Raw genomic sequence first — 19,520 nt, 5'->3', positions numbered from 1 at the left:
GTTACCCCCTGAACCCTGGTGGAATAGCGCTGTAATCAGTGTTCTTGAAGCTTGGTTTGAAGATGCCATCTTCGCGGGCCCACTCGCCATTCACTCGTTCTGGTCGGCCAGCTTTGTCCCAGTTATTTGCAGACTTGAGGTATCCCGGGAACTTGGACGGCTGGAAAAGCGTCTGTGGTCGCAGGTAATCAGACATCTTCAGGTCATCGCCCCACTTCGCGTTGCAGTAATCCACTACCAGCGACAACTCTTCAACGGTGAACCCTTCGCCGATTCGTGCTCGGATGTTTTGCATTGACGTGGTTGAAACCTGGTAGCGTGAGTTCGTGACCTGGTTCAGGTGAACCAAAACCTGTTTAGCCTGATCAGTAATCAACACATCTCGGTCTGGTTGCACCGCAACCGGACAAGAGTCTTTACCTGTAATCTCTGTAGTACTCTCTGTTGTATTCTCTGTAGGATCATCAGTGCATTTTGACCTGATGACATCGGTTCGTTTTGACCTGATGGAGCGTGTCACTTTGACTTCTTCCATCGTGTCATTTTGACCTGATGGAACAGTGCATTTTGACCTCTTCGATTCGGTCACTTTGACTTCATCTAAAAGCTCGCTTTCATAGTTGATCGTGTAGAAGTTTGTCATGTCGCGTTGGGACTTGTTCAGTTGCTCAATTTTGAGCACACCGAGTGTCTTCAGGCGGGTGAAGGTACGCTTCAGAGTTGACTCAGACCAGAACGGGAACTGCTCCAGCCACTGTTCTGTCGTGTTGTAAATCCAGCGAACACCATCACTTTCCATGCCTGATTTGGTTTCTTGCAGCCAGTAATTAATCTGCTGCAAAGCAATCGCCTCATTCAGGCCAATGCTGTATGCAAGGTCAGGATTTATTACTATTGGCCGGGATGTCATTAACAGGCTCATTCTGATCCTCTATTTCCCTGAATTTACGCTGAAACTGTTCGAGAGGACTGAAGCACTCATGCTCGTATCCGTCGCGCAGGTATATAACCCGTTGAGTTTCTGGCTCCCACCGGATAACCCTGACTGGGACGCCGTAGCTGTCTTTAAACAGTCTGTTGAGTGCTCGCATTCGACCTTCTCCGCCTGGCCGTTGAAATCACCTACAACCCAATCGGCAAACTGGTAGCAGACAGGCTCAAAGCATCCGGATACCATTACCCCATACACGAACTGCGCCGGACCTTTTCCACCCGGCATAGGTCGAGCAATAAGTTGCGACCTGCGGTACTGTGTTGTTACACTGTTCATGCGTTAGTTTCTCCACTGAATACGACACGCCACGACGCCAGGAGCTGCACACTCGCTGGCGTCACTTCTTTTGACGGCGGCTGAATAAGGCCACAATCGCGCGAATTTCTTCTTCACGTGCTGCCAGATGACGGCGGTGATGTTCCTGAATCTCTTCGGCTTCATGCTTTTCAATCACTCCATCCTCAAGCGCCTTCTGGATAATCTGATCAACCTGCCCTCTTGCAGCTGCTGTGCGCATTGCACGGCTAAACAAGTCAACACGGTCCAGATCTTCCAGGTTTGGTACGTCCACCAGCAGTGCGCCGCGACGCTTTGCAAAGTAGTCAGCAACGAATGACGTATTGGAAATGTCCTCCATCGCTTCCAACTCGGTGACTTCAAAGAACCGGCATCCGTTTTTCTCGTACAGGTTGTTGTTGAACTGGGTTTCTGACATACCTAACGCACCAGCCATAGCCTGACGGCCTCCGGGGTACGCCTTACACATTGCTTTCACTACTTCTTTCAGTGTTTGCTCTACCATCTTGTTTTTCCTTTGGTAGTTATGCTTTAGCCATAGAATTGGTAGGCTTTATGTAAAGCGCGGGGTTCACCTTCAATTTCTCATCAGTCAATGCCTGAATTTCAAAGGCGCGGCCTTTAGGAATAACGTCTCCCCAACCGGAAACGGATGCATGTGAAATGCCAAGAGCCTTTGCGACATTTCCGACGCTTCCAAAGTAAGAGATCACATCATCTTTTTTCATTTTTACCTCAAATGTAAGGATAAGGAACAACTTGATAGTAGGATATCTTACATTATGTGGTCAAGGATTCCTACATCATAAAATGGTAGGATTACCTACATGAAGATGAACGAACGCATTCGCGCTAGACGCAAAGAACTGAAGCTCACTCAGGCTGTACTGGCTAAGCTGGTCGGTGTGAATAGAGTAACTGTTACCGGATGGGAATCCGGAGACTATGAACCTGGTGGATCAAATCTCCAGGCGTTAGCTGCTGTTCTTAAATGTAATCCTCATTGGCTAATTTCAGGTAACGGTGATCCAGAAGCTGAAGTATCTGGTTTTAAACCAACTGAAATTTTCGGAATTAAAAAAATCCCCGTGCTTTCGTGGGTACAGGCTGGTGAGTGGACTGAAAGTGGACAATCCGTTACAGCTGATGACGTTAATGAATGGGTATACACGACGGCAAATCTTTGTGATGAGGGATTTGCTCTGAAAGTTCGTGGCGACTCAATGACTAATCCTAATGGAGCCCCTAGCATCCCTGAAGGCTCATTGGTTGTAGTAGACCCAGATTACGGAAGCACGTACGAAGTTAACGGTAAGATAGTTGTTGCTCAAATAATGGGTTCAACTGAAGCCACCTTGAAGAAATTTGTTATCGATGGTCCTATCAAGTATCTCGTACCTTTGAATCCAAACTATCGAGTGCTTGAAGTTAATGGTAACTGCAAAATCGTTGGTGTCGTTCGACAAGTTATTACAGACCTCTAACTCAACTAAGCCGACTTCTATGTCGGCTTATTTTTACACCTCCATGTAAGTTTTCCTACTTTTAATATTGACAGCAAAAGGTAAGTTATCCTACATTAATCGTGTCGGATGATTTGTTGTTCATTCATCTGATGAAGCCTCGGCATCCTGTAATGGCTGTCACTTCCCACACTTTGTGGCAGCCATATTTTTAGGGAGCATAAGGCGGTCCCGGTAAGCATCTCGCGGGGTTCTTACCGGGACTGGAAGAGTTACCACTTGGAGACGGTCCTTATAAATGTCCTGGACAGTGGCGCTGACGACGGAGCGATAACCGAAGGTTGCATGCCCAACTGAAGGCATTGACTACCAGGAAAGATTGGGAGCCTGAAAGAATCAAGAGGCAGCTCTTTCAGGGTGATCCTGCCTAGTTGGTGAAAAGTCATTATGCGGCTTCATTCCAGCCACGCTGGCTGTAAGGTCAGCACACAACGATGAGAGCATTGACGAGCAAGGCATAATGGCAGGTTCAATTCTTGCCACCGCTATATAGATGGCGGTGATGGGCAACGAAAAGGTCCGTTCAATTCGGACACCGGCAGTGCTCTCTTCGTTGTGGTGAATGGCGGGGCTGACCGTCAAACGGTTGAGAAAAGATAAGCAGGCGAAACGTTCTAAGCGAGCATACGGACTGATCGAACGCGGATGGAACGGGCGGTTACGATATTGAAACACCGAGCCACTGAGCTGGAGATCAGCACCAGCCACCACAAACCAAATCACGTAGCCAGCGTGGTACCAGGAAGTAAGAAAGCTGTGTGGAGTCTTGGCGGTACCAGTACCAACCTTTGAAGTCCTTGGTACCGCCCTTTTTACTCAACTGAAAGCGCGTTCTGTCCCTTGTCATTAAGTGCCAGTTCGTTAAATCCAAAACCAGCGGAACGCGCTTTCAATTGAGTGGAGAAACTAACCGGCGATTGCAGTCGCCCGTTTCACTAAGTGCCTCTTCATGGGGAATTTACTGAAACGAAACCCAAACTTTTATTCGCCTTTTGGCGAGGGATTCGTGCAACCAAAATTCAGCGCCGTGCAGGGCGCATATAACACGGAGAAACTAACCATGACGACCACACAGAACGTCACTGAGTTACAACCACGTATGACAAGAGAGCAACTGATCGATGCAGCCCGTAAAGCCGCCCCTCTCCTTCCGGTTGCTTACCGCGGGATCATGACCGAACTGGCAAACCGCCTTGATATCGTCAGCGTTGCACTGTGCGAGTCAATGGAACAACGTAAGTCGCTGGCTATTGAGAACACCGTATTACGCGATGACGTTATCTGCTGGGCAAAAGAATGCGATCGCATTGTTGAAAGACACACAAAAACACGCAGCAACATGCACCTTCTGGAAGCTAAGCGCGAACTGCGTGAGTTAACTCCGGTAACTAATATTGTCATGAATGAAGGGGCTAAGTGATGGCCATGGCGACGATCAGCGATGAAGGCGTGTTCACTTTGCAAGGCACAGCACTGGCTGAAGCCCTGTCGATAATCGACGAACATAAAACCATTGCTGAAGCTCGCGAAACCTATCGCCTTTCACAGCCAATCCCTACGACAGAGATTATCGGGAAAGTGCTGTATGTGAAGCTGGACGGCAAGGAAATAGGCTCGGCAATAATTTACCGCGGTAAGAACGTCACGCTCGACCTAGGTGACAGAAAAATAATCGCCAGCCAGTCAAAAGCAGTGGCCCACTTCGTTAAACAACACAAACTTCAGCAGGTACATACCAATGCAAACGATCAATAACCGTATGACAGAAACTCAAATTGCTGATCTCTTCAGCCTGGCGGTTCAGTTGCAGGTTAAAGCTGAAGAATCAGATGATCGTGATACTGCAATCTTGGCCTACTCAATTCAGAACGCATGCTCAAATTTAACGGAATCCCAGCGCGAGTTCCGTGCAGCCGACGCGACTATTCACAATCTGGAACTGAAGCTCACAGACATGGCAGTACAGCTTGCTAACGCCGAGAGCAAGTGCAGGGAGCTGGCGGCGGAGAATGCGACAATCAAAGTCATGAACGATTGCCTGTCTGAAGAATTGCGTGGTTATGAGTCTGATGGTTCTTTCGAAGGTCCGAAGATGCATTTGCTTTGGTGGAAAGCCGAAACCCCGGCAACCGACGCGTTCCTGGCTGAAGTGCGGGCGCAGGGAGTAGATGCCTTAGCGCAAACTCTCGAAGGGTTGGTTGCTGTTTCCGTAACTCGCTCTTACATCATGGAGTTCGCCGCCCAACTTCGCAAAGGAGCCGCGCTATGAGCACAGGAATTGAACTCATGCAGCATGCTCTGGGAATTAGTGAGCGAAACCGCACGCCATACCGTAATTATTTCCTGGCTGGCGAAGGGCATACGGATAACGAGAAGTGGGAAGAACTGGTATCTGATGGTTTCGCTACTTCCCGTCCCGCACCTGATTTCGTAGGCGGCGGAATGCTTTATCACGTCACAGAAAAAGGTGAAGCAACGGCAATTTCTGCACTGCCAGAGCCAAAGAAACGCACTCGATACGAAGAATATCTTGATGCTGATAGCTGCCAGCCGTTCAGTGAATGGTTGTTGGGATATCGACTGCCTGAAGTCGAATACAGCCGTGATGGAAAATGCCGAATGTTTCGCTGCTCATACGACGCGGCTTATGGCTATCCACGACGTGATGTTGAAGGCGAGTGGTGCGACACCAAAAAAGCAGCGAAGGCCAGCTACAAAGAAGCTCTGCGCAAATCGAAACAGGAGGCAGCCCAATGACAGCACTCAACAAACAGGCGCTGCGTAAGCTAGCAAAAGCATTATCCGGTAAGGAGTGGGTTGCCTTCGTTCACAAGGCGTCTGGTACTTACGCCATAGGTTCGTTAGGTCATGAACGTGGCGAAGACATTATCAAATGGCCTGGTTTCGATGGTCAGGACAATGCAGAAAGCAAAGCAAAATTCATCGCCGCTGCCAGCCCCGCCACCGTTCTGGCGCTGCTGGATGAGCTGGAAGCCGCGCAGCATGAAAAAGATGAATTACAGCAGGGATTCATTGCAAATCAGGAGGAGGCCCACGAAGCAATAAAATACGCAACCGAGCTGAAGGAGCAGCTTGCCCGCGCTTGTGCTGGTCGAGAAGAGGCGTTTAGGGAGATAGATGAAATGCAGAAGTCTTTAGACCACACCCATAGATGGCGCTCCATCTGGAGGCGGAGAGCAGGAGAGGCTGAGGATAAGCTGGAAGCCGCAGAGAAGCGCATAGCAGAACACCGCAAGGTGCTAAATAGCCTGGCAGCTGTAGCCCGTCGCTACCTGCCTGATTATGACGAACATCCTGAAATTCAGGCCGCTGACGAATTACTTGAGACCGCCGCTGGCATTGGCGTGAAGGGGGAGTGAGATGGCACTGACGAAAAAACAACGCGCAGAGCTACGCATGAAGTTTGGCGGACGATGCGCTTATTGCGGATGCGAACTTGGCGATAAGTGGCATGCTGACCATGTGAAGCCAGTGTTGCGCCACATGAATGGAAGCGGAATGATTCATGCGGAGAACGACACTGAAGAGAATATGGTTCCGGCGTGTCATCCATGCAATCTGCACAAGCACTGCAATAGCCTGGAGGACTATCGGAGAATTATCGGCGATGGTCGTCGCGAGTTCCTTGTATCCGGGAAAGGAAAAGCGCTGGTTCGTATGGGATTGGTTGAAATGAAATCTGACCCAGTGGTGTTCTGGTTTGAAAAATATCAAGAAGGGGCTACGGCATGACAACTAACCACCCGGCGCACGGTCCTGTATCACTCGATCGCCTGCACCAGATACGCGAAATACTCAGCAAAGCAGCAGCACAAAGCGACGGCGGTAATATCGGCTACGCAATGGCTGATGCTGTGAAGGTTATTGATGGGGCTATTGCAGCGATGAATGCGAATCCTGTGGCGTGGCGATATCGCTATGTGCATACGCCAAAGACAGAAGAGCATGGTTCACCATTCCGTAGTGAATGGAAACTCTGTGATAGCGAGGATGAGTGTAACCCCTCAGATTGTTTTGAGCGTCAGCCGCTCTACACCGCACCGCCAGCGCCGGTAGTTGACGCTGATGATAATTTCTATTCATGGTTCGGGAGAGAATGGGAGCAATACTATCAACCTAATAATTACTCTTTATCTGCAAAGAAACACCTAGGGGCAATTGCTGAATCTGCATGGTTTGCATGTCGCTCCGCCATGCTTCAGGCTGGAAACTCTCCGGTGATTCCGGATGGTTTGGCTATGGTACCGAAGAAACTAACCGCCGAGAACGGCGCAAAGGGTGTGCTGTCCGGTGAGTTTTCAGAAACGAAATTTATAAACTGCCCAGAGTGTTTTGGTGATGATGAATGCGAAACATGCGACGGAAGCGGTCGAATTGAGATAACAGTGCCAGTCAGCTGGACGACCATCAAAGCTATTTGGGCTAAAGGTGTCGAGCATTTCGCAGCAGCACCGCAGCAGGAGGTGAAATCGTGAGTAAGCTAACTTTCGTCGTTGAGTTTGAGGATGGAAAAGAGCCAGCAGTGAACGCCGGTATGACAATCTTTGGTGGAAAGCTCTCGGCTGTCTCATGGAGCAATGCGCTGGAAGAAAAAGTATTCTCCGTGCATGAATGCCTTCCATCACCCAATAACACGGTTCTGCTTTTCGATTCAACCGGTGAAGGATGGCTGATTGGTTGGCGCTCAATGTGGATGACCTTCGGGCAGAAAGAGACTGGAAGTTGGCAATGGACTTTCCAGAACGGTGATATCGATATCGACGATGTTGTTATCACTCACTGGGCGCCACTGCCAGCAGCACCACAGCAGGAGGGGAAGTGATGCCGCCAGTTAAAGTGGTTGTTATTACCGTGGTGATGCTAGCGATCTGCCAGTTAGTTTCTATGACGGGATATGGCATATGGTGAGCAAGCTAAAACAGCGTCGCATACGCCGACTGAAAGCCGATGTAGCATGGTGGAAATCTGAAGCTGAGTACTGTAAGGCGCGAGTGTTCGAACAGGCAAACGAAATTGCTGAACTAAGAAGCATGGTGATTCGTGTACCAATGCCGGTAATGGTGCCAGTAGAGATACTTCATCAGCTAAATGGGAAGGGATCGAAAGAATATCCATTATGTCGCAATTGCAACGATGGAACCCGTCACGGGTGTTCATCGTGTGCTTACAGAATGAAGTAACCGGGTGCAGCCGGTTTAAGTGGAGAACTATCTATGAGCGGACAAATCCAACGTTTTCTTACTCCAGATGACCTCTATCAATTAACTGGTTATCGTCGCCCTTCCCTACAGTGTAAAGCTCTGAGGGATAGTGGGGTATTTTTTATCCCACGCAAGGACGGAAGGCCAGGAACAACATGGGATCATGTATCAAACCCTGTTGGACTTAAGTTAATAGTGAGCAATCCAGAGGAAGAAGAACCAAACTTTAAGGATATGTAATGTCTAGAGCTCGCAAAAACCCTGAGGATAACTGGATGCCTCCTCGCGTTCGACGGGGAAAATCTGCTTATGAGTTTCGTACAACAGATGGTCGTACCGTCAGGTTGTGCAATCCTGATCTAACAAAATCGCAGGTATGGGCAGCTTACGAAAACTTCATAAACGATTTAAAGGTTGGTACAAACTTCAACGCACTTTGTGAAGAATTCTTTAATTCCGGTGATTTCCACGAGTTAGCAACTGAAACACGTAAAGACTACAGAAAATACGGTTCAAAGGTAAATGTTGTCTTCGGGAAAATGAAGCCTGATAACATCAAGCCAGAGCACATCAGAAAATATATGGATAAACGAGGTGTTAAGAGCAGGGTTCAGGCAAACCGCGAGAAAGCATTTATGTCCAGGGTGTTTCGGTGGGCATACGAACGAGGAAAAGTGAAGATGAATCCTTGCCATGGCGTGAAGCAATTTAAAGAACAGGCTCGGACCCGTTATATTAGCGACAGGGAATATGATGCACTTTATAGCGTTGCTTCTATTCCCGTAAAAGTTGCAATGGAGTTGGCATATCTATGTTGCGCCCGCCAGGGAGACATTCTTGACCTCAAAAAGAGTCAAATATTGAGCGAAGGAATTTTAATTCAGCAGAGTAAAACCGCAGTTAGCCAGATCAAGGCCTGGACAAAACGTCTGGAGTATGCCGTTATTCTTGCTGACAGCATTCCTCTCAACAGCGGGATGGTGAGTATTTTTGTCATCCACCAGCCATCAGGTCTGCGATACACACGCGATGCTTTTAATGCGCAATGGATGAAGACTAAAAAACTTGCTGCTGAAAAATATCCAGACCTCGATTTCCAGTTCACTTTCCATGATCTAAAAGCCAAAGGAATTTCTGATCTTGAAGGTACGCTAAGTGAGAAGCAGGAAATTTCAGGTCATAAAAACGCCTCACAAACGGCGAGATATAATCGAAGAATTTCAGTTGTTCCGGTCGTCGGGGGGCAGTAATGCCCTCTTTTTTATGGCGAAGCTGAATGGCGAAACAATGGTGAATATGGAGCACAAAAACAAAAAAACCACCCGGAGGTGGTTTCACGACACTGCTTATTGCTTTGATTATTCTGTTCTTTCCCATGGTACCCGGAGTGGGACTTGAACCCACACAGCGCGAACGCCGAGGGATTTTAAATCCCTTGTGTCTACCGATTCCACCATCCGGGCTCGGGAAGAAATTGGAGGCGCGTTCCGGAGTCGAACCGGACTAGACGGATTTGCAATCCGCTACATAACCGCTTTGCTAACGCGCCGAAATCTTCTGGCTTTACAGCCGACATCCGCTATTGCCGATGTCTTAAATTTGGAGCGGGAAACGAGACTCGAACTCGCGACCCCGACCTTGGCAAGGTCGTGCTCTACCAACTGAGCTATTCCCGCATCACCAAGTAACTTTGTTAATCACTTGATTTTGTTATCGTCTGGCAATCAGTGCTGCCGTTCGATGCGTTGCATTCTACTTACCTGACGCAATGAGTCAACGATATTTTTCACCACTGACGATCGTTTGCTGAAATTTGCGTCGAAACGATCACTGATCAAGCAAATCTCCACGTGCAGCGCTCAAATACTGGAACATTGACCACAAAGTCAGTATCGCGGCGACGAAGAAAAGTGCGATCCCAGCATACTCTACCCAGATATTTGGACGCCACAGCAGCCAGGCCAGAGCAGCCATTTGCGAAGTGGTTTTCACTTTACCGATCCAGGATACGGCTACGCTGCTGCGTTTACCCAGTTCGGCCATCCATTCACGCAGTGCAGAGATGATGATTTCACGCGCAATCATTGTTGCGGCAGGAAGCGTCACCCACCAGCTGTGGTAATGCTCTGTCACCAGGACCATCGCGATAGCCACCAGCACCTTATCAGCGACCGGATCAAGGAAGGCGCCAAAACGCGTGCTTTGGTTCCAGCGGCGTGCCAGAAAACCGTCAAACCAGTCAGTGACCGCTGCGATACAGAAGATCAGCGCACAAACAAAGGGAGCCCAGGTGAATGGCAGGTAAAAAGCCAATACAAAGAATGGGATCAGGATGACGCGAAACAGCGTGAGCAACGTAGGGATATTAAATTGCATATGACGGATAACTATCTGTTGTCAGTGAAATTACCCCTATGTTGCTACAGAGGGCCTAATGTTTCAACGAGTAGAAGATCTTTTCTGCCAGAGCTTGCGAAATACCCGGCACTTTTGCAATTTCTTCGATACTTGCGTTACGAAGGCCTTGCAAACCTCCCATATATTTCAACAACATCTGGCGACGCTTTGGCCCGACACCTTCGATGGTCTCAAGCGTGCTGGTGCTTTTCACCTTCGCCCGCTTTTTACGATGCCCGCTAATCGCATGATCGTGAGATTCATCGCGGATATGCTGGATAACGTGCAATGCAGGCGAATCCGGCGGCAGACTAAAGCCCTCACCTTCCGGCTCAAAGAACAGCGTTTCCAGGCCTGCTTTACGATCGGCCCCTTTTGCCACCCCCAGCAAAAGTGGGTGCTGTTTGTCCCAGGGAACGTCCAGCTCAGCAAAAACGGCTTTCGCCTGCCCTAACTGACCTTTACCGCCGTCGATCAATATGACGTCCGGAATCTTACTTTCTTCAATCGCCTTACCGTAACGCCGACGCAAGACCTGATTCATCGCCGCATAATCATCTCCCGGCGTAATGCCGGTAATGTTGTAGCGGCGATACTCTGCGCGCAGCGGGCCATTGGCATCAAAGACCACGCAGGAAGCTACCGTCTGTTCACCCATCGTATGGCTGATGTCGAAGCATTCCATACGCTTCACCGCGGGTAACTTCAATACGGAGGCCAGCGCCGTCAGACGTTGCGTAATCGTCGACTGCTGAGAAAGTTTCGTGGTGAGTGCCACTGCCGCGTTGGTTCGCGCCAGCTTCAGATAACGCGCGCGATCTCCTCGCGGTTTCGTCTGCACGTTAATCTTCCGTCCGGCCAGTTCAGACAGAGAGTCTGCCAGCAGGGTTTTATCGCTAAGATTAAAATCGAGCAGGATCTCCCCGGGTAAGGTACGCATCTGGCTCCCCTGCAGATAAAACTGCCCGACAAAGGTTTCGACGACCTCGCCGAGTTCCGTGCCACCGGGTACTTTCGGGAAATAGCTGCGGCTGCCCAGCACTTTACCCTGGCGAATAAACAGAACGTGCACACAGGCCATACCGGCGTCAAACGCCACGCCAATGACATCCAGATCGTCTCCGGTATTAGAGACAAACTGTTTTTCTGTCACGCGGCGTACGGCCTGGATTTGGTCACGAATGCGCGCAGCCTCTTCAAATTCGAGATCTTGGCTGGCCTTTTCCATGCGGGCGATCAGCTGCGTTAATACCTGATCGTCTTTTCCGGACAGGAACAGACGAACATACTCGACCTGCTGCGCATACTCTTCCTCACTCACCAGACCCGCAACACACGGACCAAGACAGCGGCCAATCTGATATTGCAGACAAGGTCGAGAACGGTTGCGATAAACGCTGTTTTCGCACTGGCGGATAGGGAATATTTTCTGCAACAGCGCCAGCGTTTCACGCACCGCATAACCGTTAGGGAACGGTCCAAAGTGCTCGCCTTTAGCATGCTTTGCCCCGCGATGCATCGCCAGGCGCGGGTGGGTATCGCCGCTAAGGAATATAAAAGGGTAGGATTTATCATCGCGCAGCAATACGTTATAGCGCGGCTGATACAGCTTGATGTAGTTGTGCTCAAGCAATAACGCTTCGGTTTCAGTGTGCGTTACCGTGACATCAATCTGCTGGATTTGCGCGACCAGCGCTTCGGTCTTGCGTGACGCAAGATTACTACGGAAGTAGCTGGAAAGCCTTTTTTTCAGGTCTTTCGCTTTCCCGACATAGATAACCGTCCCGGCGGTATCATACATACGATAGACACCGGGCTGACTGGTCACGGTTTTCAGGAACGCTTTGGCATCAAACTCGGTCACTGGCTTGTTAATGTCTCCGCATTACACAGGCCATGGCGAATTGCCAGGTGAGTCAGCTCTACATCGCCGTGAATGTTTAATTTACTGAACATTCGATAGCGATAGCTGTTCACCGTTTTAGGACTAAGATTCAGCTGTTCTGAGATCTCATTGACCTTCTGACCTTTGGTGATCATCAGCATAATCTGCAACTCGCGTTCAGACAAACTGGCAAACGGGGTTTCCGTTTTCTCAGGCTCAATCTGGCTGAGCGCCATTTGCTGAGCGATATCGGAGGCAATATAACGCTGCCCGGAAAAAACCGAACGAATGGCACTCACTACTTCCTGGGGGGCGGCGCCTTTGCTGAGATACCCTGCGGCCCCTGCCTGCATAACTTTTGCAGGTAATGGGTTTTCGGTGTGTACCGTCAGCATGATCACTTTAATGTCTGCCGTGGAACGCGCAATTTTGCGGGTTGCTTCCAGACCGCCAATACCGGGCATATTCATATCCATCAGCACAACGTCAACGGAATTTGAGCGGCACCATTTTACCGCATCTTCACCGCAGCACGCTTCGCCGACAACTTTTATGCCTTTTATATCTTCCAGAATGCGTCGTATCCCTGCGCGCACCAGTTCGTGGTCATCAACAAGAAAAACGTTGATCAAAGGAATATCTCCAGAATAGGGATAACGCTACCGATAGTTAATCGGCCCTATGTTAACGGGTTTTATCTCAACTTTGAAATGTAAAAAACGCCCGACTTTCGATTTTGCTCTCGTTTTTGGAAATTAGATTGTACGACGAGTGGAAACTTTCAGTCCTGACAGCCTTCTGCCACGGTTATATCTGCATAGCTGTTTCAGAATAGTGACAAAAAATTCATATTCCCCCGCTGAATGCAAAATAGGCAGTCAAAGTTGTAACAATAATTAACGAGGAAAATACTCGAAATAAACAACATGTGGAGAAAATATATGCACTGCAACATGTTGTTTATTTTAATGTCCACAACATTGGTCCGCGCAAAAAACAACCACAGATATTTTTAGCCTCGCTTATGGTATACTCCGCCGCCTTAAGATTTGACATCGCACTTTTTCATTGAAACATAACGAGGAAAATAAATGAGTACGCCTGACTTTTCCACTGCTGAGAATAACCAGGAACTGGCCAATGAAGTCACCTGCCTGAAAGCCATGTTAACGCTGATGCTGCAGGCAATGGGTCAAGCCGATGCAGGCCGCGTGATTCTTAAAATGGAAAAACAGCTCGCGCTGATTGAAGATCAATCACAGGCGGCGGTATTTTCCAACACGGTTAAGCAAATTAAACAAGCTTACCGCCAGTAAAAAGAAACCGGCTGATAGCAATGCTCTCAGCCGGTTTTGCGTCTGACACTCAGAACGATAATTTACTCAGATAAGCCCGGTTGCCGCGGCATAACAGGCTATCTGCGTTTTGTTTGGTGCATTGAATTTCTTTTGCATATTCTTCTGATGGAAGTTCACGGTATTTTCAGAAATAGACAGAATGATGGCTATCTCTGAAGAGGTCTTCCCCTCCGCCGTCCATTTCAATATTTCCTTTTCCCGCTTGCTAAAGCGCATTTCTGGCGCCATAACCATGTCATCTTCCAGCCGCGTCAGTACAGACAGGCTTTCCCGTACCAGAAGCTGCATCCTGAGCTCCACTTCATCGCTCGCAAGGCGACTGTTACGGATACTTGCACGCGATACCGATAAAAAACCCAACGCCCGATTAGGCAACATTAAGCATTGCGTCATCCCTTTGCGTAAACCGTGATTGCGTGCGGCGTCCCACAAAGGTTGCGCATCGCGAAACAGAGTATCGTTCCAGGGTAAATGCCCCTGACTGAAGTTTTCAGGTTTCAGCACCGGATCAATGGCGAAATAATTTTCGGACTGATAATGCGCCACCCATGCTTTGGGATAGGTCGTATGAAGAGACGTTTTAGGTCGGGTAAAAGGTACCGGATGACGAACACAGAGCGCGTAAAAATCGAACTCTAAGTGCTGCGTCTGTTGTTGTAATTCCGTATAGACATCCTCTGCCGTCGCCATTTCCTGAAAGCGTAACAGCATGCTCCGTCGCCAGGTGAAGAAATCATGATCCTGCATACTAAGTGGTAATGCCCCTGAGATTGATAATCATCCAAACATATGAAACAAGCTAACACATAAATGTATTTTATATATGCAAATTATCGGACAAATGAAGAATTACTTGAGCGTTACTCAACAGCCGGAGAAAGCAACAGAATCAAGCATTAATAATAAAGCAATATTTATAAATAGTTATGCGAGCAGCACTCACCATAAACAATGTCGGTGAGTGCTGCTTGTACTATTTACTGCATGAGGAATTTTTCGAGAAACTGACGGGTTCGCGGCTGTTGCGGATGCGTGAATAAGGATTTTGCTGGTCCCTGCTCCACTATTCGTCCTTGATCCATAAATATCGCCCGGTCGGCCACGTCGCGAGCAAAGCTCATTTCATGCGTCACAATTACCATGGTGCGTTTTTCCTGCGCCAGCTGGCGAATGGTATTAAGCACCTCGCCAACCAGTTCAGGGTCAAGCGCGGAGGTAGGTTCATCGAATAAAATAACCTCTGGTCGCATCGCCAGCGCCCGGGCAATCGCCACACGCTGCTGCTGCCCACCGGACAGACGGCGCGGAAAGCTTGTTTCTTTTCCCGCCAGCCCGACTTTCGCCAGCAATTCACGCGCACGAGCTGTCGCTTCAGCTTTTGGTTCACCTTTGACTATCACCGGCCCTTCAATAATGTTTTCCAGCACCGTACGATGCGGGAACAAATTAAAGTTCTGGAACACAAAACCGACGTGCTGACGTAACTGACGAATCAGTCCTTTCTGCTGGGTCAACGAACGCGCGGTATCAATGGTAATCTCACCCACTTTAATAGTGCCCGCCTCCGGTTGCTCCAGCAAATTAATGCTACGCAGCAGCGTGGTTTTGCCCGATCCGCTCGGCCCGATAATCGCTACTACTTCACCAGGTTTGACGTCAAGATCGATCCCATGCAGCACCGTTTGCCCATGAAATTTTTTGACCAGGTTTCTGACTTCGATAGCACTCATTTCGGCTCTCTCTCCTGGCGGTTCAGTTGTTCTTCAAAATAGTTTTGCAGCGCAGAAAGCACCGTCGCCATCACCCAGTAAATCAACGAGGCCGCCAGATACATCGTAAAGACTTCCAACGTACGCGAGGTAATCAGCTGCGCCTGACGGAACAGTTCCGGTACCTGGATAGTGGCGGCCAGAGAGGTGTCCTTCACCAGGCTAATAAAGCTGTTGCTCAGCGGCGGCAACGCAACGCGCGCAGCCTGCGGCAGGATTGCCCGGCGCATGGTCTGCCAGCGCGTCATACCAATACTGGCACCTGCCTCCCACTGCCCTTTATCGATGGAAGAGATTGCCGCACGCAGAGTTTCCGCAGCGTAGGCCGCCGTATTCAGCGACAAGCCAATCATCGCCGCCGGGATGGGATCAAGCTCAATACCAAACTGCGGCAGACCGTAATAGATCATGAACAGCTGGGCAATCAGCGGTGTTCCGCGAAAAATAGAGATATAAAAACGCGCCAGCCAGCGCACAGGCAGCAGTGGCGACAGACGCATCAACGCCAGGATAAACCCCAGCACGAGGCCAAAAAACATCCCGCCGATACTCAGTTGCAGCGTAAAAACCGCGCCTTTGAGCAGATACGGCAGAGAATCAATTACCAGTTGGATACTTTCATGCATTAGCGTTTTTCGACCTGGTTGTTACACGTGAGGATGGTAGGCAAACAGTGCAGGTGCCCCACCGGTATGAATAAAGAGGATTGGGCCTTCGTCTTTGAAGCGTTTCTGGCTGATACCGTCAATCAAACCCGCCATCGCCTTACCGGTATACACCGGATCCAACAAAATGCCTTCCAGGCGCGCCAGCAGTTTTACCGCCTCCATGCCTTCTTCGTTTGGCGTACCGTAGCCCGGCGCAAAATAATCGTCCCATAACAGGATATCCGCTGAGACCGTCAGTTCCAGTTCACGGGCAATATCTTGCTGCAACGTTACAACTTTGGGCTTTTGATCGGCGACGCTGCGCGAGACGGTCACGCCGATAAGCTCGACGTCTGGCATCAGTTGTTCCAGGCCCACGGCCAGCCCGGCGTGCGTTCCCGCGCTGCCCGATGCCACCACAACGGAAGAAAGCGCAACGGCCCCTTCACACTGCTGGGCAATTTCCAGCGCGCTTTCCACATAACCCAATGCGCCCAGGACGTTAGAACCGCCAACGGGGATCACATACGGGCGGAAGCCCTGTGCTTCAATGCGCGTCGCCAGTTCCTGAAGCTGCGCATTCGGGTCGGTCAGCGCATCACACATTTCGATTTGCGTATTAAACAGGTCCAGCAGCAGACGGTTGCCATTGGTGAGATAGTTTTCCGCAGTAGTGCCAATCGGATTTTCCAACAGCGCCACGCAGTGCAGGCCAAGCTTAGCCGCTACCGCCGCCGTCTGGCGAACGTGGTTAGACTGGATGGCACCTGCGGTTATCAGCGTATCAGCACCTTCACGCAGTGCGTCTGCGGCCAGGAATTCCAGCTTACGCAGCTTATTACCGCCCATGGCCATCGGCGTGACGTCATCGCGTTTGATGAAAATATCGCGCCCGAGGTAATCGGAGAAGCGTGGAAGATATTCGAGCGGCGTTGGCGCGCCAATAAATTCCAGACGTGGAAAGCGCGTTAAGTTATGCAGCGGCATACAGCCTCCGGTATTCGTTGTTGTGATGTTCTTTTTATTATGCACGCTCAGGCGCAATGAAATAAAAAAAGGCGCTGTTAAAGGCGCCTTTTTTCATCGAATGCCGATTATTTCGTCACATCCGCTCCAAACCATTTTTCAGACAGGGCTTTCAGCGTACCGTCTTTCTGCATTTCAGCAATGGCCGCATCAACCGCTTTCAGCAGATCTTCATTGCCTTTGCGCAGCGCCACGCCGGACTCTTGGCGGGAGAATGCTTCACCGGTCACAGCCAGCGTATCCTTGGTTTTCTTGACCAGATCCAGCGCCGCCAGACGGTCAACCAGAATGGCGTCGATACGGCCTACACGCAGATCCTGGTATTTAGTCGGGTCATCATCATAGGTACGAATATCCACGCCCTGCACGTTCTGGCGCAGCCACTCTTCATAGTTGGTGCCCAGACCAACGCCGACTTTTTTACCTTTCAGATCGGCAGCAGTCTTAATAACACCTTCATTACCTTTCTTCACCAGCGCCTGAATACCAGAAACCGTATACGGGGTAGAGAAATCGTATTTTTTCTTACGTTCGTCAGAGATGGTCACCTGGTTGATGACCACGTCAATGCGCTTGGAATCAAGAGAGGCCAGCATACCGTCCCACTTGGTCGGCTTCAGATTAGCTTTCACCCCAAGGTGCTTGGCCAGTTCCTCAGCGAACTCCACTTCGAAACCGGTCAGCTTGCCATCATCGCCCTGAAAACTAAACGGGGGATAGGTCCCTTCCAGGCCCACCAGCAGCGTGCCACGCTCTTTAACTTTATTTAACAGACCTTCATCTGCATAAGTCTTTACGCTCATTCCAGCGACAAGTGCAACAGCCATTACACCCATCAGAGCCTGACGTCCCAGAAGTGCTAATTTCATAGTTACCCCGAATATTGTCATTAGTGACTATCATTTATGACTACAGTGTAAAGCGTTTGCTGTGTTCCACAAACACGACTCTGTTACACCTTATTCGTTTTTAATATATATCAGAACTGGCTGTCCAGGAGGATTTCTGCATATGTCCCATATGGGTATGGGCTTTGAACTGCTCATACTTACGTAAGGCGATGCGGTAATTGTTGGTGCTGGTTTCCGGCAGCCACGGGGCAAGGTTTTCGTCGAGGAACCCTTCCTGCAGCAGGTCATGAGAGATATTTTGTTCGGTCAGGTGATTCCCGAGGCGACGCAGGCGGACAACGTATTCACGTACCGTGCCGTGACTCATTTCGGTCTGCTCAAATAAAAACTGTTTAAAACCGATAATGTCGAAAAAGTCGCTCTGCTCTTTGCAATGCAAATCACCGCAAAAACGACACAGTGCCACCCACTCTTTTTTCTCCTGCTCCCACTCGGCTTCATCCAACAAAGTGTCCAGTCGAGCGATGGCGATTTTATTCACAATTTGCCCGCGACGAACCAGCGTGATCCTGTCGAGCAACTTAAAGCAATGGGCGCAATGCGTCTGGCTGTGTTTGAAATCTTTGAGGTAGCGGCTTAGAGGCCGTCTTTTTGATTGCTGCACCGTCATGAGAACTCCTGGTAGTCAATTCGTAATGCGGCATTGTTCAGGGGTAATGATGTACCCCTATAGCTTACCCAGCTTAGTGCGTAGACGTTTGATGGCCTGACTGTGCAACTGGCTGACCCGCGACTCCCCGACTTCCAGTACCGCGCCGATCTCTTTCAGATTCAGCTCTTCCTGGTAGTACAGCGTTAACACCAGCTTTTCGCGCTCCGGCAACGCCTCGATCGCGTCCATCACGCGCTGGCGGAGGTTACCCTCAAGAAGCTGTTGTAACGGGTTTTCCTGCTGATGTTCTTCCGTCACCAGCTCAATACTATCGCCATGCTCTTCCCGCCACTCGTCATAAGAGAAGAGTTGGCTGTTATTGGTATCGAGCAACATCTGACGATACTCTTGCACAGGAATAGCCAGACGCGCCGCCACCTCGGTTTCCGTCGCGTTGCGCCCTAATTCCTGCTCCAGTTGTCCCATCGCCTGTGCCACTTCGCGAGCATTGCGCCGAACGCTACGCGGCACCCAATCCCGGCTACGTAGTTCGTCCAGCATTGCTCCACGAATACGCTGCACTGCGTAAGTGGTAAATGCCGTTCCTTGCAAAGCGTCATATCGGTCAACGGCATTCAATAACCCGATGCCGCCCGCTTGTAGCAGGTCATCCAGTTCTACGCTCGCCGGCAAACGCACCTGAAGGCGCAATGCTTCGTGACGCACCAACGGTACATAACGCTGCCACAGCGAGTGTTTATCCATTACACCTTCAGCGGTATACAGTGAATTCACGATAAACAGCCCTGCGTTAAATGAGTTATCGGCATGATTATCCGTTTCTGCAGGGGGTTCTATCGGGGGAATAAGGCTATAAAAGAAGGGTTATTTCACTTATG

At 49.7% G+C, this 19,520-nt stretch carries 27 protein-coding genes and 3 tRNA genes; 13 read left to right on the top strand and 17 right to left on the bottom strand.

Features of this window, described 5'->3' with window-relative positions:
- Position 1: 1 nt before the first annotated feature.
- The 4 genes from SK35_RS09885 to SK35_RS09870 form a co-directional block, all read right to left on the bottom strand.
- Positions 2–922: a conserved phage C-terminal domain-containing protein gene (locus tag SK35_RS09885; RefSeq protein ID WP_048216082.1), complete on the bottom strand. Its 921-nt coding sequence runs from the start codon at positions 920–922 to the stop codon at positions 2–4.
- Positions 879–1,091: a DUF4222 domain-containing protein gene (locus SK35_RS09880; RefSeq protein WP_075551249.1), complete on the bottom strand. Its 213-nt coding sequence runs from the start codon at positions 1,089–1,091 to the stop codon at positions 879–881. The genes SK35_RS09885 and SK35_RS09880 overlap by 44 nt, the downstream gene beginning before the upstream one ends.
- A gap of 240 nt (positions 1,092–1,331) precedes the next feature.
- On the bottom strand, positions 1,332–1,796 hold the full coding sequence (locus SK35_RS09875; protein WP_048216080.1) for a YmfL family putative regulatory protein: 465 nt from the start codon (positions 1,794–1,796) through the stop codon (positions 1,332–1,334).
- Positions 1,797–1,815: 19 nt separating this feature from the next.
- Complete coding sequence (locus tag SK35_RS09870; protein ID WP_048216079.1) at positions 1,816–2,019, bottom strand: Cro/CI family transcriptional regulator; 204 nt, start codon at positions 2,017–2,019, stop codon at positions 1,816–1,818.
- A gap of 99 nt (positions 2,020–2,118) precedes the next feature.
- Between SK35_RS09870 and SK35_RS09865 the strand changes: the two genes are divergently transcribed.
- From SK35_RS09865 to SK35_RS09815, 11 genes are all read left to right on the top strand, one after another.
- Positions 2,119–2,775 carry a LexA family protein gene (locus tag SK35_RS09865; RefSeq protein ID WP_003834000.1) on the top strand — a complete coding sequence of 219 codons (657 nt, stop codon included), beginning with the start codon at positions 2,119–2,121 and terminating at the stop codon, positions 2,773–2,775.
- A 1,099-nt stretch (positions 2,776–3,874) separates the two neighbouring features.
- Positions 3,875–4,234, top strand: coding sequence for a hypothetical protein (locus SK35_RS09860; protein ID WP_251365187.1), 360 nt, complete (start codon positions 3,875–3,877; stop codon positions 4,232–4,234).
- Positions 4,234–4,569 carry a hypothetical protein gene (locus SK35_RS09855; protein WP_048216078.1) on the top strand — a complete coding sequence of 112 codons (336 nt, stop codon included), beginning with the start codon at positions 4,234–4,236 and terminating at the stop codon, positions 4,567–4,569. Before SK35_RS09860 ends, SK35_RS09855 begins: the two co-directional genes overlap by 1 nt.
- Positions 4,553–5,083, top strand: a complete 531-nt coding sequence (locus SK35_RS26830; RefSeq protein WP_251365186.1) for a hypothetical protein — start codon at positions 4,553–4,555, stop codon at positions 5,081–5,083. Before SK35_RS09855 ends, SK35_RS26830 begins: the two co-directional genes overlap by 17 nt.
- On the top strand, positions 5,080–5,571 hold the full coding sequence (locus SK35_RS09845) for a hypothetical protein (RefSeq protein WP_048216077.1): 492 nt from the start codon (positions 5,080–5,082) through the stop codon (positions 5,569–5,571). Before SK35_RS26830 ends, SK35_RS09845 begins: the two co-directional genes overlap by 4 nt.
- A complete protein-coding gene (locus SK35_RS09840) occupies positions 5,568–6,194 on the top strand; it encodes an ead/Ea22-like family protein (protein WP_048216076.1) in 627 nt (208 codons plus the stop codon). The genes SK35_RS09845 and SK35_RS09840 overlap by 4 nt, the downstream gene beginning before the upstream one ends.
- 1 nt (position 6,195) lies before the next feature.
- Positions 6,196–6,567: an HNH endonuclease gene (locus tag SK35_RS09835; protein ID WP_048216075.1), complete on the top strand. Its 372-nt coding sequence runs from the start codon at positions 6,196–6,198 to the stop codon at positions 6,565–6,567.
- On the top strand, positions 6,564–7,310 hold the full coding sequence (locus SK35_RS09830) for a hypothetical protein (RefSeq protein WP_048216074.1): 747 nt from the start codon (positions 6,564–6,566) through the stop codon (positions 7,308–7,310). Before SK35_RS09835 ends, SK35_RS09830 begins: the two co-directional genes overlap by 4 nt.
- 59 nt (positions 7,311–7,369) lie before the next feature.
- Positions 7,370–7,657 carry a DUF551 domain-containing protein gene (locus SK35_RS09825; protein WP_251365193.1) on the top strand — a complete coding sequence of 96 codons (288 nt, stop codon included), beginning with the start codon at positions 7,370–7,372 and terminating at the stop codon, positions 7,655–7,657.
- A 391-nt stretch (positions 7,658–8,048) separates the two neighbouring features.
- Positions 8,049–8,276: a DUF4224 domain-containing protein gene (locus SK35_RS09820; RefSeq protein ID WP_065944714.1), complete on the top strand. Its 228-nt coding sequence runs from the start codon at positions 8,049–8,051 to the stop codon at positions 8,274–8,276.
- The gene (locus SK35_RS09815; protein WP_048216072.1) at positions 8,276–9,286 is read left to right on the top strand and encodes a tyrosine-type recombinase/integrase; all 1,011 of its coding nucleotides are present in this window, start codon (positions 8,276–8,278) and stop codon (positions 9,284–9,286) included. Before SK35_RS09820 ends, SK35_RS09815 begins: the two co-directional genes overlap by 1 nt.
- 126 nt (positions 9,287–9,412) lie before the next feature.
- On the opposite strand, the gene SK35_RS09810 is transcribed toward SK35_RS09815, so the two are convergent.
- From SK35_RS09810 to uvrY, 6 genes are all read right to left on the bottom strand, one after another.
- Positions 9,413–9,499: transfer RNA gene (locus SK35_RS09810), tRNA-Leu, on the bottom strand.
- 12 nt (positions 9,500–9,511) lie between these two features.
- Positions 9,512–9,585 (bottom strand) — tRNA-Cys (locus SK35_RS09805).
- A 51-nt stretch (positions 9,586–9,636) separates the two neighbouring features.
- Positions 9,637–9,712: transfer RNA gene (locus SK35_RS09800), tRNA-Gly, on the bottom strand.
- 151 nt (positions 9,713–9,863) lie between these two features.
- Positions 9,864–10,412 carry a CDP-diacylglycerol--glycerol-3-phosphate 3-phosphatidyltransferase gene (gene pgsA, locus SK35_RS09795; RefSeq protein WP_003030490.1) on the bottom strand — a complete coding sequence of 183 codons (549 nt, stop codon included), beginning with the start codon at positions 10,410–10,412 and terminating at the stop codon, positions 9,864–9,866.
- Positions 10,413–10,467: 55 nt separating this feature from the next.
- Positions 10,468–12,234 carry an excinuclease ABC subunit UvrC gene (gene uvrC / locus SK35_RS09790; protein WP_442781150.1) on the bottom strand — a complete coding sequence of 589 codons (1,767 nt, stop codon included), beginning with the start codon at positions 12,232–12,234 and terminating at the stop codon, positions 10,468–10,470.
- A 59-nt stretch (positions 12,235–12,293) separates the two neighbouring features.
- On the bottom strand, positions 12,294–12,950 hold the full coding sequence (gene uvrY, locus SK35_RS09785) for a UvrY/SirA/GacA family response regulator transcription factor (RefSeq protein WP_003834023.1): 657 nt from the start codon (positions 12,948–12,950) through the stop codon (positions 12,294–12,296).
- A gap of 296 nt (positions 12,951–13,246) precedes the next feature.
- Between uvrY and SK35_RS27135 the strand changes: the two genes are divergently transcribed.
- Positions 13,247–13,390, top strand: a complete 144-nt coding sequence (locus tag SK35_RS27135) for a hypothetical protein (RefSeq protein WP_418219448.1) — start codon at positions 13,247–13,249, stop codon at positions 13,388–13,390.
- Positions 13,391–13,409: 19 nt separating this feature from the next.
- Positions 13,410–13,634 carry a DUF2594 family protein gene (locus SK35_RS09780; protein WP_003030482.1) on the top strand — a complete coding sequence of 75 codons (225 nt, stop codon included), beginning with the start codon at positions 13,410–13,412 and terminating at the stop codon, positions 13,632–13,634.
- A 66-nt stretch (positions 13,635–13,700) separates the two neighbouring features.
- On the opposite strand, the gene sdiA is transcribed toward SK35_RS09780, so the two are convergent.
- From sdiA to SK35_RS09745, 7 genes are all read right to left on the bottom strand, one after another.
- Positions 13,701–14,423: a transcriptional regulator SdiA gene (gene sdiA / locus SK35_RS09775; RefSeq protein ID WP_008785095.1), complete on the bottom strand. Its 723-nt coding sequence runs from the start codon at positions 14,421–14,423 to the stop codon at positions 13,701–13,703.
- A gap of 230 nt (positions 14,424–14,653) precedes the next feature.
- Positions 14,654–15,406 carry an L-cystine ABC transporter ATP-binding protein TcyN gene (tcyN, locus tag SK35_RS09770; RefSeq protein WP_048216070.1) on the bottom strand — a complete coding sequence of 251 codons (753 nt, stop codon included), beginning with the start codon at positions 15,404–15,406 and terminating at the stop codon, positions 14,654–14,656.
- A complete protein-coding gene (tcyL, locus tag SK35_RS09765) occupies positions 15,403–16,071 on the bottom strand; it encodes a cystine ABC transporter permease (RefSeq protein ID WP_003030474.1) in 669 nt (222 codons plus the stop codon). Before tcyL ends, tcyN begins: the two co-directional genes overlap by 4 nt.
- 21 nt (positions 16,072–16,092) lie before the next feature.
- A complete protein-coding gene (dcyD, locus tag SK35_RS09760) occupies positions 16,093–17,079 on the bottom strand; it encodes a D-cysteine desulfhydrase (protein WP_048216069.1) in 987 nt (328 codons plus the stop codon).
- A 107-nt stretch (positions 17,080–17,186) separates the two neighbouring features.
- Entirely contained in the window at positions 17,187–17,987 is an 801-nt protein-coding gene (tcyJ, locus tag SK35_RS09755) for a cystine ABC transporter substrate-binding protein (RefSeq protein WP_003030469.1), read from the bottom strand.
- Between the two features lie 100 nt (positions 17,988–18,087).
- On the bottom strand, positions 18,088–18,639 hold the full coding sequence (gene fliZ / locus SK35_RS09750) for a flagella biosynthesis regulatory protein FliZ (RefSeq protein WP_003030467.1): 552 nt from the start codon (positions 18,637–18,639) through the stop codon (positions 18,088–18,090).
- Between the two features lie 57 nt (positions 18,640–18,696).
- The gene (locus SK35_RS09745) at positions 18,697–19,416 is read right to left on the bottom strand and encodes an RNA polymerase sigma factor FliA (protein WP_003030465.1); all 720 of its coding nucleotides are present in this window, start codon (positions 19,414–19,416) and stop codon (positions 18,697–18,699) included.
- Positions 19,417–19,520: the final 104 nt, after the last annotated feature.

It is taken from the genome of Citrobacter sp. MGH105, assembly GCF_001037485.2.
GTDB lineage: Bacteria > Pseudomonadota > Gammaproteobacteria > Enterobacterales > Enterobacteriaceae > Citrobacter > Citrobacter portucalensis.
Note: the sequence above shows the minus strand (reverse complement) of the source record. Positions and strands in the feature narration are given on the sequence as shown.

Excerpts from the sequence above, each read along its gene's own strand:
- SK35_RS09885 (WP_048216082.1), bottom strand. The coding sequence starts at position 922 with ATGAGCCTGTTAATGACATCCCGGCCAATAGTAATAAATCCTGACCTT.
- SK35_RS09880 (WP_075551249.1), bottom strand. The coding sequence starts at position 1,091 with ATGCGAGCACTCAACAGACTGTTTAAAGACAGCTACGGCGTCCCAGTC.
- SK35_RS09875 (WP_048216080.1), bottom strand. The coding sequence starts at position 1,796 with ATGGTAGAGCAAACACTGAAAGAAGTAGTGAAAGCAATGTGTAAGGCG.
- SK35_RS09870 (WP_048216079.1), bottom strand. The coding sequence starts at position 2,019 with ATGAAAAAAGATGATGTGATCTCTTACTTTGGAAGCGTCGGAAATGTC.
- SK35_RS09865 (WP_003834000.1), top strand. The coding sequence starts at position 2,119 with ATGAAGATGAACGAACGCATTCGCGCTAGACGCAAAGAACTGAAGCTC.
- SK35_RS09860 (WP_251365187.1), top strand. The coding sequence starts at position 3,875 with ATGACGACCACACAGAACGTCACTGAGTTACAACCACGTATGACAAGA.
- SK35_RS09855 (WP_048216078.1), top strand. The coding sequence starts at position 4,234 with ATGGCCATGGCGACGATCAGCGATGAAGGCGTGTTCACTTTGCAAGGC.
- SK35_RS26830 (WP_251365186.1), top strand. The coding sequence starts at position 4,553 with ATGCAAACGATCAATAACCGTATGACAGAAACTCAAATTGCTGATCTC.
- SK35_RS09845 (WP_048216077.1), top strand. The coding sequence starts at position 5,080 with ATGAGCACAGGAATTGAACTCATGCAGCATGCTCTGGGAATTAGTGAG.
- SK35_RS09840 (WP_048216076.1), top strand. The coding sequence starts at position 5,568 with ATGACAGCACTCAACAAACAGGCGCTGCGTAAGCTAGCAAAAGCATTA.
- SK35_RS09835 (WP_048216075.1), top strand. The coding sequence starts at position 6,196 with ATGGCACTGACGAAAAAACAACGCGCAGAGCTACGCATGAAGTTTGGC.
- SK35_RS09830 (WP_048216074.1), top strand. The coding sequence starts at position 6,564 with ATGACAACTAACCACCCGGCGCACGGTCCTGTATCACTCGATCGCCTG.
- SK35_RS09825 (WP_251365193.1), top strand. The coding sequence starts at position 7,370 with ATGACAATCTTTGGTGGAAAGCTCTCGGCTGTCTCATGGAGCAATGCG.
- SK35_RS09820 (WP_065944714.1), top strand. The coding sequence starts at position 8,049 with ATGAGCGGACAAATCCAACGTTTTCTTACTCCAGATGACCTCTATCAA.
- SK35_RS09815 (WP_048216072.1), top strand. The coding sequence starts at position 8,276 with ATGTCTAGAGCTCGCAAAAACCCTGAGGATAACTGGATGCCTCCTCGC.
- pgsA (WP_003030490.1), bottom strand. The coding sequence starts at position 10,412 with ATGCAATTTAATATCCCTACGTTGCTCACGCTGTTTCGCGTCATCCTG.
- uvrC (WP_442781150.1), bottom strand. The coding sequence starts at position 12,234 with ATGTATGATACCGCCGGGACGGTTATCTATGTCGGGAAAGCGAAAGAC.
- SK35_RS09780 (WP_003030482.1), top strand. The coding sequence starts at position 13,410 with ATGAGTACGCCTGACTTTTCCACTGCTGAGAATAACCAGGAACTGGCC.
- sdiA (WP_008785095.1), bottom strand. The coding sequence starts at position 14,423 with ATGCAGGATCATGATTTCTTCACCTGGCGACGGAGCATGCTGTTACGC.
- tcyN (WP_048216070.1), bottom strand. The coding sequence starts at position 15,406 with ATGAGTGCTATCGAAGTCAGAAACCTGGTCAAAAAATTTCATGGGCAA.
- tcyL (WP_003030474.1), bottom strand. The coding sequence starts at position 16,071 with ATGCATGAAAGTATCCAACTGGTAATTGATTCTCTGCCGTATCTGCTC.
- dcyD (WP_048216069.1), bottom strand. The coding sequence starts at position 17,079 with ATGCCGCTGCATAACTTAACGCGCTTTCCACGTCTGGAATTTATTGGC.
- tcyJ (WP_003030469.1), bottom strand. The coding sequence starts at position 17,987 with ATGAAATTAGCACTTCTGGGACGTCAGGCTCTGATGGGTGTAATGGCT.
- fliZ (WP_003030467.1), bottom strand. The coding sequence starts at position 18,639 with ATGACGGTGCAGCAATCAAAAAGACGGCCTCTAAGCCGCTACCTCAAA.